This is a genomic window from Variovorax paradoxus (assembly GCF_040544635.1).
Classification (GTDB): domain Bacteria; phylum Pseudomonadota; class Gammaproteobacteria; order Burkholderiales; family Burkholderiaceae_C; genus Variovorax; species Variovorax paradoxus_R.
Genome location: NZ_JBEPKJ010000005.1, coordinates 290385 through 310053, shown reverse-complemented (window position 1 = coordinate 310053; position 19669 = coordinate 290385). Strand labels below are relative to the sequence as shown.

General features: G+C 66.9%; 19 protein-coding genes. 12 read left to right on the top strand and 7 right to left on the bottom strand.

The window, feature by feature from the left end:
- Positions 1–6 precede the first annotated feature (6 nt).
- Entirely contained in the window at positions 7–717 is a 711-nt protein-coding gene (locus ABIC94_RS11155) for a ribonuclease activity regulator RraA (RefSeq protein WP_354373076.1), read from the bottom strand.
- 49 nt (positions 718–766) lie between these two features.
- Positions 767–2494 carry an L-arabinonate dehydratase gene (gene araD / locus ABIC94_RS11150; protein WP_354373075.1) on the bottom strand — a complete coding sequence of 576 codons (1728 nt, stop codon included), beginning with the start codon at positions 2492–2494 and terminating at the stop codon, positions 767–769.
- Between the two features lie 85 nt (positions 2495–2579).
- On the opposite strand from araD, the gene ABIC94_RS11145 reads away from it, so the two are divergent.
- Positions 2580–3278 (top strand): GntR family transcriptional regulator, encoded by a 699-nt coding sequence (locus ABIC94_RS11145; protein ID WP_354373074.1) that lies wholly within the window; start codon positions 2580–2582, stop codon positions 3276–3278.
- A gap of 18 nt (positions 3279–3296) precedes the next feature.
- On the opposite strand, the gene ABIC94_RS11140 is transcribed toward ABIC94_RS11145, so the two are convergent.
- Positions 3297–3845 carry a MarR family winged helix-turn-helix transcriptional regulator gene (locus ABIC94_RS11140; RefSeq protein WP_354373073.1) on the bottom strand — a complete coding sequence of 183 codons (549 nt, stop codon included), beginning with the start codon at positions 3843–3845 and terminating at the stop codon, positions 3297–3299.
- A 219-nt stretch (positions 3846–4064) separates the two neighbouring features.
- Between ABIC94_RS11140 and ABIC94_RS11135 the strand changes: the two genes are divergently transcribed.
- Complete coding sequence (locus tag ABIC94_RS11135) at positions 4065–5045, top strand: tripartite tricarboxylate transporter substrate-binding protein (RefSeq protein WP_354373072.1); 981 nt, start codon at positions 4065–4067, stop codon at positions 5043–5045.
- Positions 5046–5122: 77 nt separating this feature from the next.
- On the opposite strand, the gene ABIC94_RS11130 is transcribed toward ABIC94_RS11135, so the two are convergent.
- Together ABIC94_RS11130 and ABIC94_RS11125 are read right to left on the bottom strand one after the other, a co-directional pair.
- Positions 5123–5611, bottom strand: coding sequence for a DUF2231 domain-containing protein (locus ABIC94_RS11130; protein ID WP_354373071.1), 489 nt, complete (start codon positions 5609–5611; stop codon positions 5123–5125).
- Positions 5612–5804: 193 nt separating this feature from the next.
- Positions 5805–6881 carry an RNA methyltransferase gene (locus tag ABIC94_RS11125; RefSeq protein ID WP_354373070.1) on the bottom strand — a complete coding sequence of 359 codons (1077 nt, stop codon included), beginning with the start codon at positions 6879–6881 and terminating at the stop codon, positions 5805–5807.
- A 317-nt stretch (positions 6882–7198) separates the two neighbouring features.
- Between ABIC94_RS11125 and ABIC94_RS11120 the strand changes: the two genes are divergently transcribed.
- Positions 7199–7996: a DUF899 domain-containing protein gene (locus ABIC94_RS11120; RefSeq protein ID WP_354373069.1), complete on the top strand. Its 798-nt coding sequence runs from the start codon at positions 7199–7201 to the stop codon at positions 7994–7996.
- A gap of 66 nt (positions 7997–8062) precedes the next feature.
- Here the strand turns inward: ABIC94_RS11120 and ABIC94_RS11115 are convergent, their stop codons facing one another.
- Complete coding sequence (locus ABIC94_RS11115) at positions 8063–9178, bottom strand: substrate-binding domain-containing protein (RefSeq protein ID WP_354373068.1); 1116 nt, start codon at positions 9176–9178, stop codon at positions 8063–8065.
- Positions 9179–9300: 122 nt separating this feature from the next.
- Between ABIC94_RS11115 and ABIC94_RS11110 the strand changes: the two genes are divergently transcribed.
- The 8 genes from ABIC94_RS11110 (at position 9301) to ABIC94_RS11075 (ending at position 16723) form a co-directional block, all read left to right on the top strand.
- Positions 9301–9765: a formate dehydrogenase subunit gamma gene (locus ABIC94_RS11110; RefSeq protein ID WP_354373067.1), complete on the top strand. Its 465-nt coding sequence runs from the start codon at positions 9301–9303 to the stop codon at positions 9763–9765.
- The gene (locus ABIC94_RS11105) at positions 9762–11318 is read left to right on the top strand and encodes a formate dehydrogenase beta subunit (RefSeq protein WP_354373066.1); all 1557 of its coding nucleotides are present in this window, start codon (positions 9762–9764) and stop codon (positions 11316–11318) included. The genes ABIC94_RS11110 and ABIC94_RS11105 overlap by 4 nt, the downstream gene beginning before the upstream one ends.
- 19 nt (positions 11319–11337) lie before the next feature.
- Entirely contained in the window at positions 11338–14211 is a 2874-nt protein-coding gene (gene fdhF / locus ABIC94_RS11100) for a formate dehydrogenase subunit alpha (protein WP_354373065.1), read from the top strand.
- Entirely contained in the window at positions 14208–15044 is an 837-nt protein-coding gene (gene fdhD / locus ABIC94_RS11095; RefSeq protein ID WP_354373064.1) for a formate dehydrogenase accessory sulfurtransferase FdhD, read from the top strand. Before fdhF ends, fdhD begins: the two co-directional genes overlap by 4 nt.
- Positions 15045–15055: 11 nt before the next feature.
- The gene (locus tag ABIC94_RS11090; RefSeq protein ID WP_354373063.1) at positions 15056–15280 is read left to right on the top strand and encodes a formate dehydrogenase subunit delta; all 225 of its coding nucleotides are present in this window, start codon (positions 15056–15058) and stop codon (positions 15278–15280) included.
- 151 nt (positions 15281–15431) lie between these two features.
- Positions 15432–15800 (top strand): hypothetical protein, encoded by a 369-nt coding sequence (locus tag ABIC94_RS11085; protein ID WP_354373062.1) that lies wholly within the window; start codon positions 15432–15434, stop codon positions 15798–15800.
- Positions 15801–15925: 125 nt separating this feature from the next.
- A complete protein-coding gene (locus tag ABIC94_RS11080) occupies positions 15926–16135 on the top strand; it encodes a hypothetical protein (RefSeq protein ID WP_354373061.1) in 210 nt (69 codons plus the stop codon).
- Positions 16136–16279: 144 nt separating this feature from the next.
- A complete protein-coding gene (locus ABIC94_RS11075; RefSeq protein ID WP_354373060.1) occupies positions 16280–16723 on the top strand; it encodes a low affinity iron permease family protein in 444 nt (147 codons plus the stop codon).
- Positions 16724–16730: 7 nt separating this feature from the next.
- On the opposite strand, the gene hmpA is transcribed toward ABIC94_RS11075, so the two are convergent.
- On the bottom strand, positions 16731–17915 hold the full coding sequence (gene hmpA, locus ABIC94_RS11070; protein ID WP_354373059.1) for an NO-inducible flavohemoprotein: 1185 nt from the start codon (positions 17913–17915) through the stop codon (positions 16731–16733).
- A 137-nt stretch (positions 17916–18052) separates the two neighbouring features.
- On the opposite strand from hmpA, the gene norR reads away from it, so the two are divergent.
- Positions 18053–19657, top strand: a complete 1605-nt coding sequence (norR, locus tag ABIC94_RS11065; protein WP_436317983.1) for a nitric oxide reductase transcriptional regulator NorR — start codon at positions 18053–18055, stop codon at positions 19655–19657.
- Positions 19658–19669: the final 12 nt, after the last annotated feature.

Here is a 19669-nt window from a genome sequence, read left to right as displayed (position 1 = left end):
AGGCCGTCAGCGGCCGTGGGCCTGACGCCAGGCGGCGAACTCGGTGCGGCTTTGCTCCTCGGTCGGCGGGTACAGGCCGAGGATGGAGCGGCCTTCGAGCACCTTCTCTTGCACGAAATCCTCGAAGACAGTCATTTCCGTGGCCTCGACCGCGACCTCGTCGGCAATGTCTGCAGGAATCACGATGACGCCTTCGGCATCGCCCACCACCACGTCGCCGGGCCACACGGCCACGTCGCCGCAGCCGATGGGCACGTTGATGTCGATGGCCTGGTGCAGCGTGAGATTGGTCGGCGCGCTCGGGCGCTGGTGGTACGCGGGGAAGCCCAGCTTCGCGATGTCGGGGCTGTCGCGAAAGCCGCCGTCGGTGACCACCCCAGCCACGCCGCGCTTCATGAGCCGGCTCACCAGGATGCCGCCGGCCGATGCGGCGCGCGCGTCCTTGCGGCTGTCCATCAGCAGCACCGCGCCCACCGGGCATTGCTCCACGGCCTGGCGCTGCGGATGGTTGCGGTCGTTGAACACGGTGATGGGGTTCAGGTCTTCGCGTGCCGGCATGTAGCGCAGCGTGAAGGCCTCGCCCACCATGTTGGGCAGCGCCGGGTTGAGCGGGTGCACGTTCTGGATGAACTGGTTGCGCAGCCCTCGCTTGAACAGGGCGGTGCACAGGGTGGCGGTGCTGACCTTCATCAGCTTCTCGCGGGTTTGGGGATTCACGTCGGTCTCCGTTTGCTTGGTCGTTGGTTCGTCATGGAAGAAGCGGTCTTCAGAAAATGTCGGGCTCGGGCACCGGCTTGCCGAACGTGGTTTCGAGAAAGTCGAAGTCGCAGCCTTCGTTGGCCTGCAGGATGTGGCGGCCGAACATCCATCCGTAGCCGCGCTCGTATCGCGGCGGCGGTGGTGTCCATGCGGCTTTGCGGCGGGCCAGCTCCTCGTCGCTCACTTCCAGGTGGATGCGCCGTGCAGGCACGTCGACGGAGATACGGTCTCCTGTGCGGACCAATGCCAGCGGTCCGCCGACGGCCGCTTCCGGCGAGCAGTGCAGCAGGCAGCCGCCGTAGCTGGTGCCGCTCATGCGCGCGTCGGAAAGGCGCAGCATGTCTTTCACGCCCTGCTTCAGCAGCTTGGTCGGTATCGGCAACATGCCCCACTCGGGCATGCCCGCACCGCGCGGACCCGCATTGCGCAGCACCAGGATGTCGTCGCCGGTCACGTCCAGTTCTGGATCGTCCACCGCCTTCTTGAGCGCGGGGTAGTCGTCGAACACCAGCGCGCGGCCGGTGTGCTGCAGCAGGTGCGGCGCGCACGCGCTCGGCTTGATGACGACGCCATCGGGGGCGATGTTGCCGCGCAGCACGGCGAGTGCGCCTTCGGCATAAATGGGGTTGGTCAGCGGCCGGATCACGTCATCGTTGAACACCTCGGCACCATCGATGTTCTGGCCGATGGTGCGGCCGTTGACCGTGCGCGCTTCAGTGTTCAGGTGGCCGCGAATGCGCTCCAGCATCGCGGGCAGGCCGCCGGCGTAGAAGAAGTCTTCCATCAGGTAGGTGTCGCCGCTCGGCCGGATGTTGGCGAGCACCGGCACACGGCGGCTCGCCGCGTCGAAGTCGTCCAGCGTGACCGGGTGGCCGGCGCGGCGCGACATGGCGATCAGGTGCACGATGGCGTTGGTGCTGCACCCCATCGCCATGGCACAGGCGATGCCGTTCTCGAAGTTGGCGCGCGTGAGCATCTTGGCGGGCGTCAGGTCGTCCCACACCATTTCGACGATGCGCCGGCCGCATTCGGCGCTCATGCGCACGTGGTTGGCATCGGCCGCCGGAATGCTCGAGGCGCCCGGCAGCGAAAAGCCCACGGCTTCGGCAATGCCCATCATCGTGGCCGCGGTGCCCATGGTCATGCAGGTGCCATGGCTGCGCGCAATGCCGGCTTCCATCTCCTGCCAGGCCTGGTCGCTCAGCTGGCCGGCGCGGCGCTGGTCCCAGTACTTGAAGGCGTCCGAACCCGAGCCCAGCACCTGCCCCCGCCAGTTGCCGCGCAGCATGGGGCCGGCCGGCAGGTAGATGAAGGGCAGGCCCATGCTGAGCGCGCCCATCGTGAGGCCTGGCGTGGTCTTGTCGCAGCCACCCATCAGCACGGCCCCGTCGACCGGATGGCTGCGCAGCAGTTCCTCGGTTTCCATGGCCAGGAAGTTGCGGTAGAGCATGGTCGTCGGCTTGACCATGCTCTCGGACAGCGAGATGGCCGGCAGCTCCAGCGGAAAACCACCCGCCTGGAAGATGCCGCGCTTGACGTCGTCGACGCGCTGCTTGAAGTGCGAATGGCACTGGTTGGCATCGCTCCACGTGTTCACGATGGCGATGATCGGCTTGCCCACCCAGTCGGCGGGCGCGTAGCCCATCTGCATCACCCGCGAGCGATGGCCGAAGGAGCGGAAGTCGTCGGGAGCGAACCAGCGTGCGCTGCGCAGGGTGTCGTAGGAGCGTTGCATCGGGGGGCTGAAACGGGGGTCTTCTGTGAAATCAACTACATTAAAACACTAATATATCAATTCAGCAAAGCGAGAATTCCAGCGAATGACCGCCCTCCTCCCCCGGATCCGACTCGACCGCACCCGCCTCGCAGCACCCCAGGTACTCGAAAAGCTGCGCGACGCCATTCTTTCGCTTGAACTCGTGCCCGGCACGGTGCTGGTCCGGCAAGAGCTGGCCGACAGGTTCGGCGTCAGCCAGACGCCTGTGCGCGAGGCTTTGCTGCGCCTCGCCGAAGAAGGGCTGGTGGATGTGTTCCCCCAGCACGCGACGCTGGTCAGCCGCATCGACATCGACGCGGCAAGGCAGGCGCACTTTCTGCGCCGCTCGATCGAGCTCGAAATCGTGCACCAGCTGGCCGAGCAGGCAACGCCCGATCTCGTGGCGCAGCTGAAAACACAAATCGCGCTGCAGGCGACCTTGGCGGCGGAGAAGCAGTACAGCGACTTCGTCGGCGCCGACCGCAAGTTTCATCACCTGATGTACGAAGCCGCGGGCGTTCCAAGCCTGTGGGACATGGTGAGCCGCGTCTCGGGCCACGTGGACCGGCTGCGGCGCCTGCACCTGCCCACGGCGGGCAAGACCGAGGCGATTCTTCGCGACCACCGCGCCATCGTGCGTGCCATTGCGCAAGGCGACAGCGCGGGCGCGCAGAAGGCATTGCGCGAGCATCTCTCCGGCACGCTGAGTTCGCTACCGGAAATTTGCGCGCGGCATCCCGGCTTCATCGCGCCGGGGAACTGAAGGCATCGGCAAGGCCTGCTAAGCCGCGCCGGACTCCGGCCACCGGTGCCGCGTGCCGCCCGAGCGCCGGTCGGCCTTCTCCGCCACCACGCCCTGTGCGCTCAGCGCGTTCCCGCGTTGTTCGAGGTGCCGCAGGCACTGCAGGAAGATGTCCAGGTGCGCGGGCTCGATGCCCTCGAGCAGATCGGTGTTGAGCCCCGCGATGCGCGGAAACACCCTGTCGAAAAGCTGATGGCCCGAGGCGCTCAGCCGCACATGCACTTCGCGCCGGTCTTCGGCGTCCTGCCGGCGCGCCACCAGTTTCTTCTCGACGAGGCCGCGCAGGCCGCGCGAGGTGCGCACGCGGTCCAGGTGCAGGTTCGCGGCCAGCGCCGACGACCGCATCTCGCCCTGCTGCGCGAGCGTGGCGATCATTCCCCATTCGCGGCGCGTGATGCCGAAGCCGCCCTCCACCAGGCGCGTGGCCATGCCGCTGCTGGTGCGCACCGCGCGAGAGAGCCGATACAGCAGCAGGTCGTCCAGGGATTGCGGCGCCCGCAAGTCGCCTGCGTCGGGAAAAGCTTGCATACCTTGCGTGCCGTGCATGGAAAGGTTCTAACGGGTGTGATGAGGCGACGGCGCAGTGTGACGCGCATGCCTCAGTTGGCAATTAATGGATTAGATCAACTGATTGTTGCTTACGTATAACCCGGTAACAAATTACACGGGATGAAACGAATGCAGCCGGCGATTGTCGCCGTGAAAGCTGCGCGCACCCGTTCGCCACAACCGCAGCAGGAGGACCCGATGTCTGCATTCCTTTCCCGCCGAAAGCTCACGGCATGGTGCCTGGCGCTCGGCGCTTGCGCCGCCCCCCTCGCCCACGCCCAGGCACCCGCTCTCGACGGCCCGCTCACGCTCGTGGTCGGCTACACCGCCGGCGGCAGCACCGACCGCGTCGCCCGCCTGGTGGCCGAGCGGCTGGGCCCGAAGCTCGGCGTGACAGCCACCGTCGAGAACCGCCCGGGCGAAGGCGGCCGTCTTGCGGCCAAGGAGGTCAAGCGCGCGCCCGCGGGGCAGAACGTGCTGATGCTCGGCAACCCCGCCGTGATGGTGGTGGCGCCGCTCGTGTTCAAGGACGCCGGCTACGACCCCGACAAGGACTTTGTGCCGGTATCGCAGGTCAGCAGCTACGACTTCGCGCTGGCCGTAGGCAACAAGCTGCAGCTCGACCGCGCGATGTTCCTCGTGGGCCGGCTGTGGGCGCATCCGGAAGAGGCGGTGTTCGGCGTGCCGGCGACCGGCAGCCTGCCCCACTTCTTCGGCCTGATGGTGGGCGACGCGCTCAGCGTGCAGCCGCAGATCAAGGGCTACGGCGGATCGGCGCCGCTGTCGGCCGACCTGAGCGGCGGCAACCTGCCGATTGCCATCGACACGCTGGACTCGCTCTATGCCCAGCACGTGGCCGGCAAGATCCGCATCCTGGCCGTGTCGGGCAAGAAGCGCGTGGGCTTCGCGCCGACCATTCCTACCTTCCGCGAGGCCGGCATGAAGATCGACGCAGACGGCTGGAACACCTTCTTCGCGCCCGCTACGATGGCGCCGGCGAAGGTGCAGTTGCTGGCCGCCGCCATCCGCGACGTCATGCAGGACCCGGCGCTGCAGAAGGCCGCCAATGCGGCCTACATCACGCCCATCGTCAGCACGCAGGCCGAGACCGTGCAAATGCTGAAGGCCTTCCGCCAGCAGTGGGAGCCGGTCGTGCGCCGGTCCGGCTTCCAGCCCTGAGCTTGCGGAGTCTTCACGGCGTCCGGCATGCGCCAACGATGGACGGGCTGGCGCGCCCTGCGAGCCTGTGTCTCTTTTTACTTGCCCGCCGCAACATGCCGCTTGTGCAGCGAGCTGGGCGCATTCATGCTGGCGTCCTCATCGACGCCTATGCCCAACCGGTCCACCAGCTCGCCGCCGAGCCAGGCAGTGACCATTGCAATGGCCGCCCCCGCGAAGGACCACACCATTTGCGCCAGACCCGGGGCGTAGTCCCCGTCGCGCAGGAAAAAGCTCAGGGCGAACAGCAGCAGTACGAGCACGTTGCCCCCGCCGTGCATGGCACCGATGCGCTTGGCGCGCGTACCTGCCGGAATACCCAGCCAGTCGATGGTTCCGAAAGGCGCGGCAACAAGCCCGCCGAGAAGGCCCGCCGCAATCATCCAATAGGACACCGCCCCCATGACCGGGCTGTTTCCGATCAGGTAGATGATGTCGAACACCACCGCCGTGGCGAGCAGCCCGAGCGGAAACACCACCAGCATCTGGTGTACCGGATGGCCGAGTAGACGAACTCTTGCATGCATGGGGTCACCTCCATTGGAGTGAAGCCGTCATATGAGCCACAAGCGAAGCCTGCCCGCGCAAGCAACCATCGCCAGCGCGGGTCGGTACTTTCCTACTCCGGGGCTCACGGCCCGCACGCGCAGCGCGACCTCTGCGCCAAGACCGGAGCGCGATTCGTCCGCTGTTTGCCCACCGCTCGTCGGCGGCCGGGAGTCAGTTTGGCGCCGGAGGCCGAAGGCCGGGAGCAACAAGATTGGCGGGATTGCGGTTCGCCCGATCAAACCGCACCGGTGCTTCGGCGACGCGCGCCCGCAGCTGGCCGCATCCGCCGTCGACATCCTGGCCGGCCGAATTGCGCAGCTTCGTCAAAATGCCCCGCTCGTGCAGCGTGCGGGCCATCTGCTCGCAGCGCTCCCACGACGGGCGGCTGAACGCCACGCCATCCACCGCATTGAAGGGAATCATGTTCAGCACGCCGTACTTGCCGGAGAGCAGCCTGACGATGCCTTCGATTTCTTCCGGCCCGTCGTTGACGCCTTCCAGCAGCGTCCACTGGTACTGAATGGGGTAGCCGGTGGCCCGCGCATAACGCTCGCCCTCAGCGACCAGTTCTTCGGGCGTCATGTTCGGCGCGCGCGGAAGGAGCTTCCTGCGCAGCTCCGCCTTCGTCGTGTGCAACGAGAGTGCCAGCGCGGGCCTCACGCGTGCCTGCAGCAGCCGCTCGAACACGCGCGGATCGCCCACGGTGGAGAACACCAGGTTCTTGTGGCCGATGTTGCCTACCGTGCCGAGCAGCTCGATGGCCTCGATCACGTTGTCCAGGTTGTGGGCCGGTTCGCCCATGCCCATGAACACCACCTTGCGCACCGGCCGGCGCATGCGCGCGAGGGCGACCTGGGCAATGATCTCGGCGCTTCCGACCTGGCGGAGCAAGCCGTCGCGGCCCGTCATGCAGAACTGGCAGCCGACAGCGCAGCCCACCTGAGAAGAGACGCACAGGCCGTCCCGGGGCAGCAGCACGCTCTCCACGGTCTGGCCGTCCGCGAGGGCAACGAGCAGCCGCTCCGAACCATCCGCGCCGGCATGTACCGTGTGGATGCGCGCCAGCCCCGCAAGCTCGGCTTCGATGGATGGCAGGGCCTCCAGCAGCGACGACGGAAAGAAGCTCGCGGGCAGACGCCTGCCGCTGTTGCGGGGCAGCGCATGGGACCACAGCCGCAAGATCCGCTGCTCGTGGCTGGGGCCCGCGCCGGCTTCGCGGAGGCGTCGTTTCAGGTCGTGGATTCGCATGGCCGGCGCGCAGGCTTCAGAGTGATGATGGGTAGGCGACAGATTGTGCACGGCAGTTGGCCAGGTGCCGTCGTTCGGTGCGGGCTGTTGCGGCAGGATTGAGGGCCTGTCGGCGACGACGCGGTTCGCGCGCTCACCCCTTCAAGCAACGCCGAGCCCCGCCAATCCCGCCAAACTTGTTACTCCCAACGTTCGCTCTACGGCGCCAGACTGGCTCTCCGGCTCAACGACGAGCGATCAGCAAGCAAGCAACCAGCGGATGGAATCGCGCTCCAGCCACGAGGCGCGGGAATTCGCCCAACCAGGAGATTTCAGCCATGGCCAAGTCACCCGAAAACGAACGCAAAGGCGGACAGCCCGCCATGCACACGCCACCCGTCGTGTCGCCGCAGGCGTGGGAGGCGGCTCTCGGGCAGTTGCTCGTGAAGGAAAAGGCCCAGACCCGCGCCCGCGACGCCCTGGCTGCCGAGCGCCGCCGAATGCCGTGGATGGCGGTGGAGAGGGCCTATGCATTCGAGGGGCCCGCGGGCAAGGTCAGACTGCCCGACCTGTTCGACGGCCGGCGGCAGTTGATCGTCTACCGCGCCTTCTTCGAGCCAGGCGTGTTCGGCTGGCCCGAGCATGCCTGCCGGGGCTGCTCCATGGTGGCCGATCAGGTCGCCCATGTTGCCCACCTGAACGCCCGCGACACCACCCTCGTTTTTGTTTCGCGTGCGCCTCAGGCGGGCATTGCGCGGCTGAAGGCGCGCATGGGCTGGGAGATTCCGTGGTTCACCCTGACCGACAGCTTCGACGCCGACTTCGGCGTGGACGAGTGGCACGGCACCAACGTGTTCTATCGCGACGGCGACCGCGTGTTCCGCACCTACTTCATCAACAACCGCGGCGACGAGCAGATGGGGAACACCTGGAACTACCTCGACATCACGCCGCTGGGCCGCCAGGAGGTCTGGGAAGACTCGCCCGAGGGCTATCCGCAGACGCCGACCTACAAGTGGTGGAACTGGCACGACAACTACGCCGAGGAGTCGGTGCCCGACAAGAAGTGGGTCGAGGTGTCGGACGCCGGAGAGGCGGCGTTCCGGGAACAAAGCGCGAGCACGAAGCAGCCGTGAGCAGGGCCTGTTCCGGCGAAACGGAGAGCATCGCCGCGGAACCGTCTCCTTGCGCCCGAGGCCGTTTCACGGCCGCACCGCGGCATCGCGCCTGATGGCCCGCGACGACGGGTGAAGCGAGCTGAACGCCTCCGGCAACGACAGCACGCGGCCGCAGTTCACCGCCTGGTAGCCCGGTAGCCTGTTCACCGCCTCCTGGTAGGCGTCGCTGCGCAGAATGGCCAGCATCCGCTGCACGATGGGCGCGGCAAGCGAGCGCTCGTCGCACAGCAGGAAGTAGCGCTCCACCTGGTTGGAGATGAAGTCCAGCTTGAACTGGCGCGCAGGCGTTTCCACGCCGTAGCCCGCATCGGCCATGCCGCTCGCCACGAACGCCGCCACGGCCGCATGCGTGAACTCGCATTGCTCGTAGCCCTTGATCGATTCGGGCGCGATGCCCTGCTCGCGCAGTTGCAGGTCGAACAGGTAGCGCGTGCCCGAACCCGCCTGCCGGTTGATGAAGCGCACATCGGGCCGCGCCAGGTCGGCCAGTGTGTAGATCTTCTTCGGATTGCCGGGCGCCACCATCAGGCCCTGGTGCCGCGTGGCCATGCCGATGACTTTCTGCGTATCGGCGTTGAGCCACGAACCATAGTGGGTAACGGCTTCGGCCTCGAACGCGCCGAGCGGCACGTGAAAACCCGCAACGTCGCAACCGCCGTGGTGCAGCGAGGCCACGGCTTCCTCGCTGCCGCAGTAGCGCAGATCGCCCGGCACTTGCGCCGCGGCCAGGAAGCCGTGCAGCGCCTCGATGGCGAAGCCGTGGCTGGCGTGAATGCGCAGCAAGGTAGGCGCGGTGGGAATGAGCTTCTCGATTTCCGCGCCCAGTTCGGACGCGAGCGAATCCAGCAGCGGCGACAAGCGCGCGGTGATGCGGCGGTCGGCCCACACCAGCTTTTCGCCCAGCGGGGTAAGGCTGGAGCCCTTGCCGCGCTGCATCGCCACCAGCGGCTGGCCGAACATGGCCTCCCCCTGGCGGATGAGCTCCCATGCGTGGCGGTAAGACACGCCGGCCTCCGTGCAGGCACTCGACAGGCTGCCGTGCTCCAGCACCTTCACCAGCAATTCGATCACCCGCGGCGCCAGGGTCGCGCCGTCGGGTTGGCGAATGGTCCATTGCGGCTTGATGTGCACTTCATGCATGACTTTCGGCTTTCCAAAGCATATTTATTGGGCTGAACGCCTCATATTGTGGCACTCGATGCTGCTCCATACACTCGCGCAACCACGAGTACGCAACTCCATATTTAGGAGATTGAAAGCATATGACAAACCTGGGCATCGCGACATCCATCGCCGCCGCGCACAAGGACGTGCCCGGCGGGCTGCTTCCTGCGCTGCACGGCATTCAGGACGCGCTGGGGCACATCCCGCCCGACGCGGTGCCCGTCATTGCCGACCAGTTCAACCTGTCGCGTGCCGAGGTGCATGGCGTGGTCACCTACTACCACCACTTCCGCTCCGCCCCGCCCGGCCGGCTCCTGGTGCAGGTGTGCCGCGCCGAAGCCTGCAAGGCCATGGGTGCGGATGCGCTGCTCGAGCACGCCAGCAAGCGCCTGGGTTGCGAGGTGCACGGTACGTCGGCGGATGGCCAGTACTCGCTGGAGCCGGTGTTCTGCCTCGGCCTGTGCGCCTCGTCGCCGTCCATCGCGGTGAACGATGAGGTACATGCGCGCATCACGCCCGCGCTGTTCGACGACATCGTCGAGGAAGCGCGGAGCGCCTCATGACCGTCACGCTCTATGTTCCCCGCGACTCCGCGGCCCTGGCTGTCGGCGCAGAGCGGGTCGCCAGGCAAATCGCAGCGGAAGCACGCGCGCGCAACGCAGATGTACGCATCGTTCGCAACGGCTCGCGCGGCCTGTTCTGGCTGGAAACACTGGTCGAAGTGGCAACGCCGGCGGGCCGCGTGGCCTACGGCCCGGTCACGCACGCCGATGTCGCCGGCCTGTTCGACGCCGGCTTTCTGGCCGGCGGCGCCCATGCGCTGAACCTGGGCCTGACCGAAGAGATTCCGTACCTGAAGAAGCAGGAGCGCCTGACTTTCATGCGCATGGGCATTACCGACCCGGTGTCGGTGGCCGACTACGAGGCGCATGAAGGCTTCGCGGGGCTGCGCCGCGCGCTGACACTCGCACCCGCGGAGATCGTGCAGCAGGTGCTGGACTCCGGACTGCGCGGCCGTGGCGGCGCCGCATTTCCGGCCGGCATCAAATGGAAGACCGTGCTGGCCGCGCAGTCGCCGCAAAAGTACATCGTCTGCAATGCGGACGAAGGCGACTCGGGCACCTTCTCGGACCGCATGACGATGGAAGGCGATCCGCTCGTGCTGGTGGAAGGCATGACGATCGCCGGCATTGCGACGGGCGCGACCGAAGGCTACATCTACGTTCGCTCGGAATACCCGCATTCCATCGCCACGCTGAACGAGGCCATCCGCAATGCGGAGCAGGCCGGCTTCCTGGGCGACGACATCCTGGGCTCGGGCCGCAGCTTCCGCCTGATCGTGCGCAAGGCCGCGGGCGCCTACGTGTGCGGCGAGGAAACCGCGCTGCTCGAAAGCCTGGAGGGCCGCCGCGGCATCGTGCGCGCCAAGCCGCCGCTGCCGGCGCTGCAGGGGCTCTTCGGCCAGCCGACCGTGATCAACAACGTGATCACGCTGGCCTCGGTGCCCATCGTCCTGTCGCGCGGCGCGGACTTCTACAAGAACTACGGCATGGGCCGCTCGCGCGGCACGCTGCCGTTCCAGCTGGCGGGCAACATCAGGCATGGCGGCCTCGTCGAGAAGGCATTCGGCCTGACCTTGCGCGAACTGCTCTATGACTTCGGCGGCGGCAGCGCGAGCGGCCGGCCGATCAAGGCGGTGCAGGTGGGCGGCCCGCTGGGCGCCTATGTGCCGGAATCGCAGTGGGATTTGCCGCTGGACTACGAGGCCTATGCGGCCGTGGGCGCGGTGGTCGGGCACGGCGGCATCGTGGTGCACGACGACACGGCCGACATGTCGCAGCTGGCCCGCTACGCGATGGAGTTCTGCGCCATCGAGTCCTGCGGCAAGTGCACGCCCTGCCGCATCGGCTCCACGCGCGGCGTGGAAGTGATCGACAAGATCACCAGCAACCAGAACCGGCCGCAGCAGGTCATTCTCTTGCGCGACCTGTGCGACACCATGCTGCACGGTTCGCTCTGCGCCATGGGCGGCATGACGCCCTACCCCGTGTTGTCCGCCATCAATCACTACCCCGAGGACTTCGGCATCGAAGCCCCCGACCGCGCTGCAGCCTAAGTTGACCAGGAGCCACTCCATGCTGAACCCATCGCAAGACATCGACTACGGCACGCCCAGGCGCGAGTCCACCGAGGAAGTCACGCTCGAAATCGACGGCACGCCGGTGACGGTGGCCAAGGGCACCTCGCTGATGCGCGCCGCGGTCGATGCGGGCGTGCAGGTGCCCAAGCTGTGCGCGACCGACAGCCTGGAGCCTTTCGGCTCGTGCCGGCTCTGCCTGGTGGAGATCGACGGGCGCAAGGGCTATCCGGCGTCGTGCACCACGCCGGCCGAGGCCGGCATGAAGGTGCGCACGCAAAGCCCGAGGCTGCAGGAGCTGCGCAAGGGCGTGATGGAGCTCTACATCTCCGACCATCCGCTGGACTGCCTCACCTGCGCCGCCAACGGCGATTGCGAGCTGCAGGACATGGCCGGCGTCACGGGCCTGCGCAACGTGCGCTACGGCTATGACGGCGCCAATCACCTGAAGAGCGCCAAGGACGAGTCCAACCCCTACTTCACCTACGACCCGTCCAAGTGCATCGTCTGCAACCGCTGCGTTCGGGCCTGCGAGGAAACGCAGGGCACCTTCGCGCTCACCATCAGCGGCCGCGGCTTCGAGTCGCGCGTATCGCCGGGCCAGGACCAGCCCTTCATGGAATCCGAATGCGTGAGCTGCGGCGCCTGCGTACAGGCCTGCCCCACCGCCACGCTGCAGGAAAAATCGGTCATCTGGTTGGGCCAGGCCGAGCACAGCGCCATCACCACCTGCGCCTACTGCGGCGTGGGTTGCGGCTTCAAGGCCGAGATGAAGGGCAATGAAGTGGTGCGCATGGTGCCCTGGAAAGACGGCAAGGCCAACGAAGGCCACTCGTGCGTGAAGGGCCGCTTTGCCTGGGGCTACGCCACCCACAAGGACCGCGTGCTCAAGCCCATGATCCGAAGCAAGATCACCGACCCGTGGCAGGAAGTGAGCTGGGACGAAGCCGTCAACTACGCCGCCAGCGAGTTCCGCCGCATCCAGGCCAAGTACGGCACCGACTCCATCGGCGGGCTCGTGTCTTCGCGCTGCACCAACGAAGAAGGCTACCTGGTGCAGAAGCTGGTGCGCGCGGCCTTCGGCAACAACAACGTCGACACCTGCGCGCGCGTGTGCCACTCGCCCACCGGCTACGGCCTGAAGCAGACCATGGGCGAATCGGCCGGCACGCAGACCTTCAAGTCGGTGGAGAAGTCTGACGTGATCATGGTGATCGGCGCCAACCCTTCCGACGGCCACCCGGTGTTTGCCTCGCGCATGAAGCGGCGCCTGCGGGCCGGCGCCCGACTGATCGTGGTCGACCCGCGCACCATCGACCTGGTGAAGTCGCCCCACGTCAAGGCCGACTATCACCTCAAGCTCAAGCCCGGCACCAACGTGGCGGTCATCAGCGCAATGGCGCATGTGATCGTGACCGAAGGGCTGGTCGACGAAGCCTTCGTGGCCGAGCGCTGCGAGCCCAAGTCGTTCAACGAATGGCGCGAATTTGTCGCGCGCCCGGCCAACTCGCCCGAGGCCATGGAAGAAGTGACCGGCGTGCCGGCCGCCGACCTGCGCGCCGCCGCACGGCTGTTCGCCAAGGGCCACGACGGCAAGAAAAACGCCGCCATCTACTACGGCCTGGGCGTGACGGAGCACAGCCAGGGCTCGACCATGGTGATGGGCATTGCCAACCTGGCCATGGCCACCGGCAACGTAGGCCGCGAAGGCGTGGGCGTGAATCCGCTGCGCGGCCAGAACAACGTGCAGGGTTCCTGCGACATGGGATCGTTCCCGCACGAGCTGCCGGGCTACCGCCATGTTTCCGACAGCACCGCGCGCGGCAGCTTCGAATCCGCCTGGGGCGTGGAACTGCGGCCGGAACCGGGCCTGCGCATTCCCAACATGTTCGATGCCGCCATCACCGGCAGCTTCAAAGGCCTGTATTGCGAAGGCGAAGACGTGGTGCAGTCGGACCCGAACACCCAGCATGTGGCCGAGGCCATGATGGCGATGGAATGCATCGTGGTGCAGGACCTGTTCCTGAACGAAACCGCCAAGTACGCGCATGTGTTCCTGCCGGGCGCGTCGTTCCTGGAGAAAGATGGCACCTTCACCAACGCCGAGCGCCGCATCTCGCGCGTCACCAAGGTCATGCCGCCCAAGGCCGGCTACGCCGACTGGGAGGTGACGCAGCTGCTCTCCAACGCGCTGGGCTACCCCATGAACTACGCAAGCGCCGAAGAGATCATGAACGAGATCGCCGCGCTCACACCCACTTTCACGGGCGTGAGCTACGCCAAGCTGGCAAAGCTCGGCAGCGTGCAATGGCCCTGCAACGAGGCCGCACCCGAAGGCACGCCGACCATGCACATCGGCGAGTTCGTGCGCGGCAAGGGCAAGTTCATCATCACGCAGTACGTGCCCACCGACGAGAAGGTCACGCGCATGTACCCGCTGATCCTGACCACCGGGCGCATCCTCTCGCAGTACAACGTGGGCGCGCAGACCCGCCGCACCGAGAACAACCAATGGCACAGCGAAGACCGGCTGGAAATCCATCCGAACGACGCCGAGGATCGCGGCATCGTTGAAGGCGACTGGGTCGGCATCCGGAGCCGGGCCGGCGAAACCGTGCTGCGGGCCACCATCACCGAGCGCGTGCAGCCGGGCGTGGTGTACACCACCTTCCACTTCCCCGAATCGGGCGCCAACGTGATCACCACCGACAACTCCGACTGGGCCACCAACTGCCCCGAGTTCAAGGTGACCGCGGTGCAGGTGATGCCGGTGATGCAGCCTTCCGAATGGCAGCAGGAGTACAGCCGGTTCAATGCCCTGCAGGAAGAACTGCTGAGCAAGCGGCTCGAAGAAACGGCGGCGGCCAAATGAACCTGGCCGACGTACCGCTGCGGCCCGGAAGCGCGGAGCTGCTGCCCGTGCGCGGCGTGCGCGCCCGCCAGGCTTTCGACAACCGCGACTGGGTGGCTGTGGAGGTGCCGGTCGCGCTGGAGTTCAACGGCATTGCGCACGCCGTGATGCTTGCAACGCCGACCGACCTGGCCGACTTTGCGCTGGGGTTCGCGCTCAGCGAGGGCATCCTGCTCGGGAGGAGCGAACTCTACGGCGTCGAGGAAGAGTACGCGCCCGAAGGCATCACACTCAAGCTCGACGTCGCAAGCGCGGCTCTCGCGCGGCTGAAAGAACGCCGCCGTTCGATGGCCGGGCGCACGGGCTGCGGGCTGTGCGGCACCGAGAGCCTGGCGCATGTTGCGCGCACGCTGCCGCCGCTGCCGCGGAGCGCAGCGCTTTCGAGCAGTGCCGTCGCTCGCGGCATGCGGGAACTTGCATCGCTGCAGGTGCTGCAGAAGGTCACCGGCGCCGTGCACGCGGCGGCCTGGTGCACGGCAAAAGGCGAGGCCCTGCTGGTGCGCGAGGACATCGGCCGGCACAACGCGCTCGACAAGCTCGTGGGTGCGCTCGCCAAAAGCACCGTGGCCGCCTCCACCGGCTTCATCGCCGTGACCAGCCGCGCGAGTTTCGAGATGGTGCACAAGACCGTCGCGGCGGGCGTGCCGCTGCTGGCGGCGGTGTCGGCCTCGACCTCGCTGGCCACATCGGTTGCAGAAGACGCGGGCCTGACACTTGCGGGCTTCGTGCGCGACGACGACCTGGTCATCTACACCCACCCGTGGCGGCTGAATGGCCTGCCCGCCAACGCCTGAGGCTTTCCGCAATGCACGTCGACCAGCTGATTCGCATGGTGAACCAGATGGGCAGCTTCTTCGAAGCCATGCCCGACCGCAGCGAGGCCCTGCATGACCTTGCGCTGCACCTCAAGCGCTTCTGGGAACCGCGCATGCGCAGGGAACTGCTCGCGCACCTGGATGCCGACGGATCCGGCGCGTTGAACCCCATGTCGGCCGAAGCGATCCGCGTTCACCGGGCGCTGCTCGAATAGCGTTTGGGCCCTTGTCGGGCCCCGTCTGCTGCGCCGTGCGGCATTTGTCCCGTGACATTCTGGAACGTTCTTCACCATCGAGATGTGAGCGGCCTGCCCTGGCCGAACGTTGAATGCGCATCGGGACCATTCCCATATCTCAGGAGACGAGATGACTTTTCCTCGAACCGCCCTCAAGCTGGCTCTCTCGTGCACGATGGCTGCAGGCGCCCTTTTTGGCGTGACCTCGGCGACCGCGGGCACAAGCTGGTCCATCGGCGTGTCCGTGCCAGGCGTGGTGGTGAGCGAACCGGCGCCGGTCTATTACGAACCCGCTCCGGTGTACTCGCGGCCGGCCCCTGTCTACGTCCAGCCAGCGCCACCGGTTCGCTACCAAGCGCCTTCGTACGCCGCACCGGCGCCCGTTTACTACGAGCCGGGGCCGAGCTGGGAAGAACGCCGCGCCGAGCGCCGTGAATGGCGCCGCCGCGAATGGGAGCGGCGCGAGTACTACCGTCGTTATCACGAAGACAGGGACTGACAGCCCTGCCCCGTCGGCCTGCTCTCTAGTTGGCGCAACCTTACCGAACGCGTCGGCGCCGTCCGACAGGAGCGGCCCGTCGCGCGTGCACTCTGGGGTGCTTTTACTTTCAACGAAAAGGCACCATGAACGACGTGGACCGTGCGTTCCTCGCGTGGAAGGACGCGCATTGCAAGGCTTCGGAAGCCGAGTTCCAGATTCAACTGGGTGCATTCCGCCCTCCGTCCCAGCAGCCGAAGCAAGAAGACATCGAGGAAGCGCATCGGTTACGCCGAATCGCCTCGGAGAATTTGCAGACCTTTCTGGATGCCAGCACGCATGTTCCGAGCCACTAGAACCGGAGCGTGCAACGTTCGCGAAGGCGGGCCGAGCCGCAGCCGCAGATGGTTCGCCACCCACATGCGCACGGGAAAATTTCAACCGCGTTCTATCGGCGACGGATGACGCCTCGCGGCGCCAGGTGCGGCACGCTCTGCGGCATGGACAAGTTCTTCGCCTCCTTTGCCAATGCCACGGCGCGCGCTGCGGGCAGCCCGCTCGCATTCCTGCTTTGCATCGCGCTGGTGATTGCCTGGGCAGTTTCGGGCCCCTTCTTCCAATTCTCGGAAAACTGGCAGCTGACCATCAACACGGGAACCACCATCATCACGTTCCTGATGGTGTTCTTGATCCAGAACACGCAAAACCGCGACGGGCTGGCACTTCAGACCAAGCTCGACGAATTGATCCGGTCATCCAGCGCGGGTGACGAGTTCATCGGCATCGAGAGGCTGACGGACAAGGAACTGGCGGTCCTTCACGCGCAATGCGAAGCGGCAGCCAAAAAGAGCCATGCGGCGCTGGACAGAGCACGCGGCGAACGTGCGCGGCGCGCCCGCGAGGGCACGGGTCAGGAAGCAACCACGGCAGAAGGCAGCCCGTGAAGCAACCCTAGGCCTCCAGCGCTTCCAGCGGCCCGAAGAACTCATAGCGCAGCTGCTGCTTCGGCACGCCCAGCGCAAGGCCGCTGGCATACACCGCCTTCATGAAAGGCTTCGGGCCGAGGAAATAGAGGTCGACGTCGCGATCGGCCGGCAGCTGCTGCGCCAACAACTCGCGCGTGAGGAAACCGGTCGCATGCGGCCGGTCGGATTCGCGCGGCGCATCGTAGACATAGAGCGGCTTCACATTGGCATGCCGCGCAGCCAGCACATCGACGCGCTCGCGGAACGCATGCGCACCGCCATGCCGCGCCGCATGAATGAAGTGCACCGGGCGGCCGGTGTGCGCCATGGACTCGAGCATGCTCATGGCCGGCGTGATGCCCACGCCGCCCGTCACCAGCACGAGCGGACGCACAGGCTCGCCCGCGGGCTGCAGCACGAAGTCGCCGCAAGGCGCCTGCGCCTTCAAAAGCGTGCCGACGCTCGCCGCTTCATGCAGCCAGTTCGATGCCTTGCCGCCCTCTTCCTTCTTGACGCTGATGCGGTACCACTTCTTGCCCGGCGCATCGGAGAGCGAGTAGTTGCGCCGCAACGGCTCACCGTCGATGTTCAGCACCAGCGTGAGGTACTGCCCCGGCGAGAACGCCAGCAGCGGGCCGCCGTCGGTCGGCTCCAGGTAGAACGAGGTGATGACTTCGCTCTCGTCCTCGCGCCGGGCCACGCGAAACTCGCGTTCGCCGCGCCATCCGCCGGTTTGCGCGGCGTTGGCGCGGTAGACCTCTTCCTCCGCGGCGATGAGAAGCGCCGCCAGCGATTGGTAAGCCTCGCCCCATGCCGCGATGATCTCGTCGGTCGCGGCGTCGCCGAGCACGTCCTTGATGGCCTGCAGCAGGCAGCCGCCGACGACCGGATAGTGCTCCGGCAGCACACCCAGCGCGGCGTGCTTCTGGATGATGCGCGGCAGCGCGCCGGCAATTTCGTCCAGGCGATCGATGTGCGTGGCATAGGCCAGCACCGCGCCCGCGAGCGCACGCGCCTGGCTGCCTGCCGCCTGGTGCGCCTCGTTGAAGAACGCCTTCACTTCCGGGTGGCTCTCGAACATGATCCGGTAGAAGTGGCTGGTAATGGCCTCTCCGTGCGCTTGCAGTGCGGGCACGGTGGCTTTGACGATGGCGATGGTTTGCGGGTTCATCTGTGGCTTTCGAGTCGGCAGTTGAGATGCTTTTCTCTCTCACGATCCGTGCCAATCGCAGGCATCGCGCAAGTGCCTGCCACTGCTGGGGATTTTCGATACGTGGTCAAATTCGCAACAAGATCAACGTTGTATTTATGACCACATCCAGTGTCAGCTTGACCACAAACGAACTCAATGCCGCCACCGAAGGACAGCGCTACCGCTCGCTTCTTTCCGCGGCGCGCGGCCTCGTGCGATGCGATGCCGCCGCGTTGCTGCGGCTGGACGGCGACGCACTCAGGCCGCTCGCCGTGGACGGCCTGAGCGACGAAACCCTGGGGCGGCAGTTCCCCGTGGCGTCGCACCCGCGCTTTGCGCGCCTGCTCGAGAGCGAGCGGGGCCTGCGCTTTGCGCACGACTGCGGCCTGCCGGATCCGTACGACGGCCTCGTCGCGGGCCAGCCGGGCATCCTGCCCGTACACGACTGCATGGGCGCGCCGCTTCGCCTGCGCGGTGCCGTCTGGGGCTTGCTGACGCTGGACGCACTCGAGCCCGGCGCGTTCGAGACCGTGACTCCGGCACAGCTCGACGCACTGGTCGCGCTGGTCGAAACCGGTATCGAGGCCGCGCACACGATCCAGGAAATGGAAGCGCGCGCCATGCGCGAGCAGGCCATGGCACAGGCCCTGCGGTCGGGACGCGGCGCCACGCGCGAACTGCTCGGGGGCAGCGGCGCGATGAAGCAACTGTGCAGCGAGATCGACACGGTTGCGGTGTCCGACCTCACGGTGCTGCTGCTCGGCGAAACAGGCGTGGGCAAGGACCTGGTGGCGCAGCGGTTGCATGCGCGCTCGCGGCGGCGCGATCAGCCGCTGGTGCAGGTGAACTGCGCGGCGCTGCCCGAATCGCTGGCCGACAGCGAGCTCTTCGGCCACAAGCGCGGCGCGTTCACCGGCGCGGTGCAGGACCGGAACGGCAAGTTCGAAATTGCCGACGGCGGCACGCTCTTTCTCGACGAGGTCGGGGAACTGCCGCTCACGGTGCAGGCCAAGCTGCTGCGCGTGCTGCAGAGCGGCGAAGTGCAGCGGCCCGGCAGCGACCGCACGCTGAAGGTCGACGTCCGCGTGATCGCGGCCACCAACCGCGACCTGCCCGCAGCCATTGCGCAGGGCCGCTTCCGTGCCGACCTCTACCACCGGCTCTCGGTGTATCCGCTGGTCGTGCCACCGCTGCGCGAGCGCGGGCGCGACGTGGTGGCGCTCGCGGGCGGCTTTCTCGAAGAGAACCAACATCGCCTGGGTGCGCGCAACCTGCGGCTTTCGCCGGCCTCGAAAGCCGCCCTTCTTGCGCACAGCTGGCCGGGCAATGTGCGCGAGCTCGAGCATGTGATCAGCCGCGCCTCGCTCAGGGCCTTCAGGGAGCAGCGCCGCGGCGCGCGCTGGACGGCGATCGAGCCGCATCACCTGGCGCTGGATGCCGCGGCGGTCGGCGTTGCTGCAACGCCGCCATCGGCGCCATTTGCCACACCTCCCGCAGCGTCAGCGGGCAACCATGCGAGCCTTGCCGCCGCCGGCGGCACGCTGCGCGAAGCGACTGCGGCGTTTCAACGAGCGTGGCTCACCGACGCCCTGGCACGGCACCACGGGCACGTGGCCAATGCCGCGCGCGAAGCCGGCATCGACCGCAGCAACTTTCACCGGACGCTGCGTAAACTGGGAGTGCGGCCCTCGGGCATGGATGCAGTCGAAGGCCGCGATTGACCCTCTGTGCCG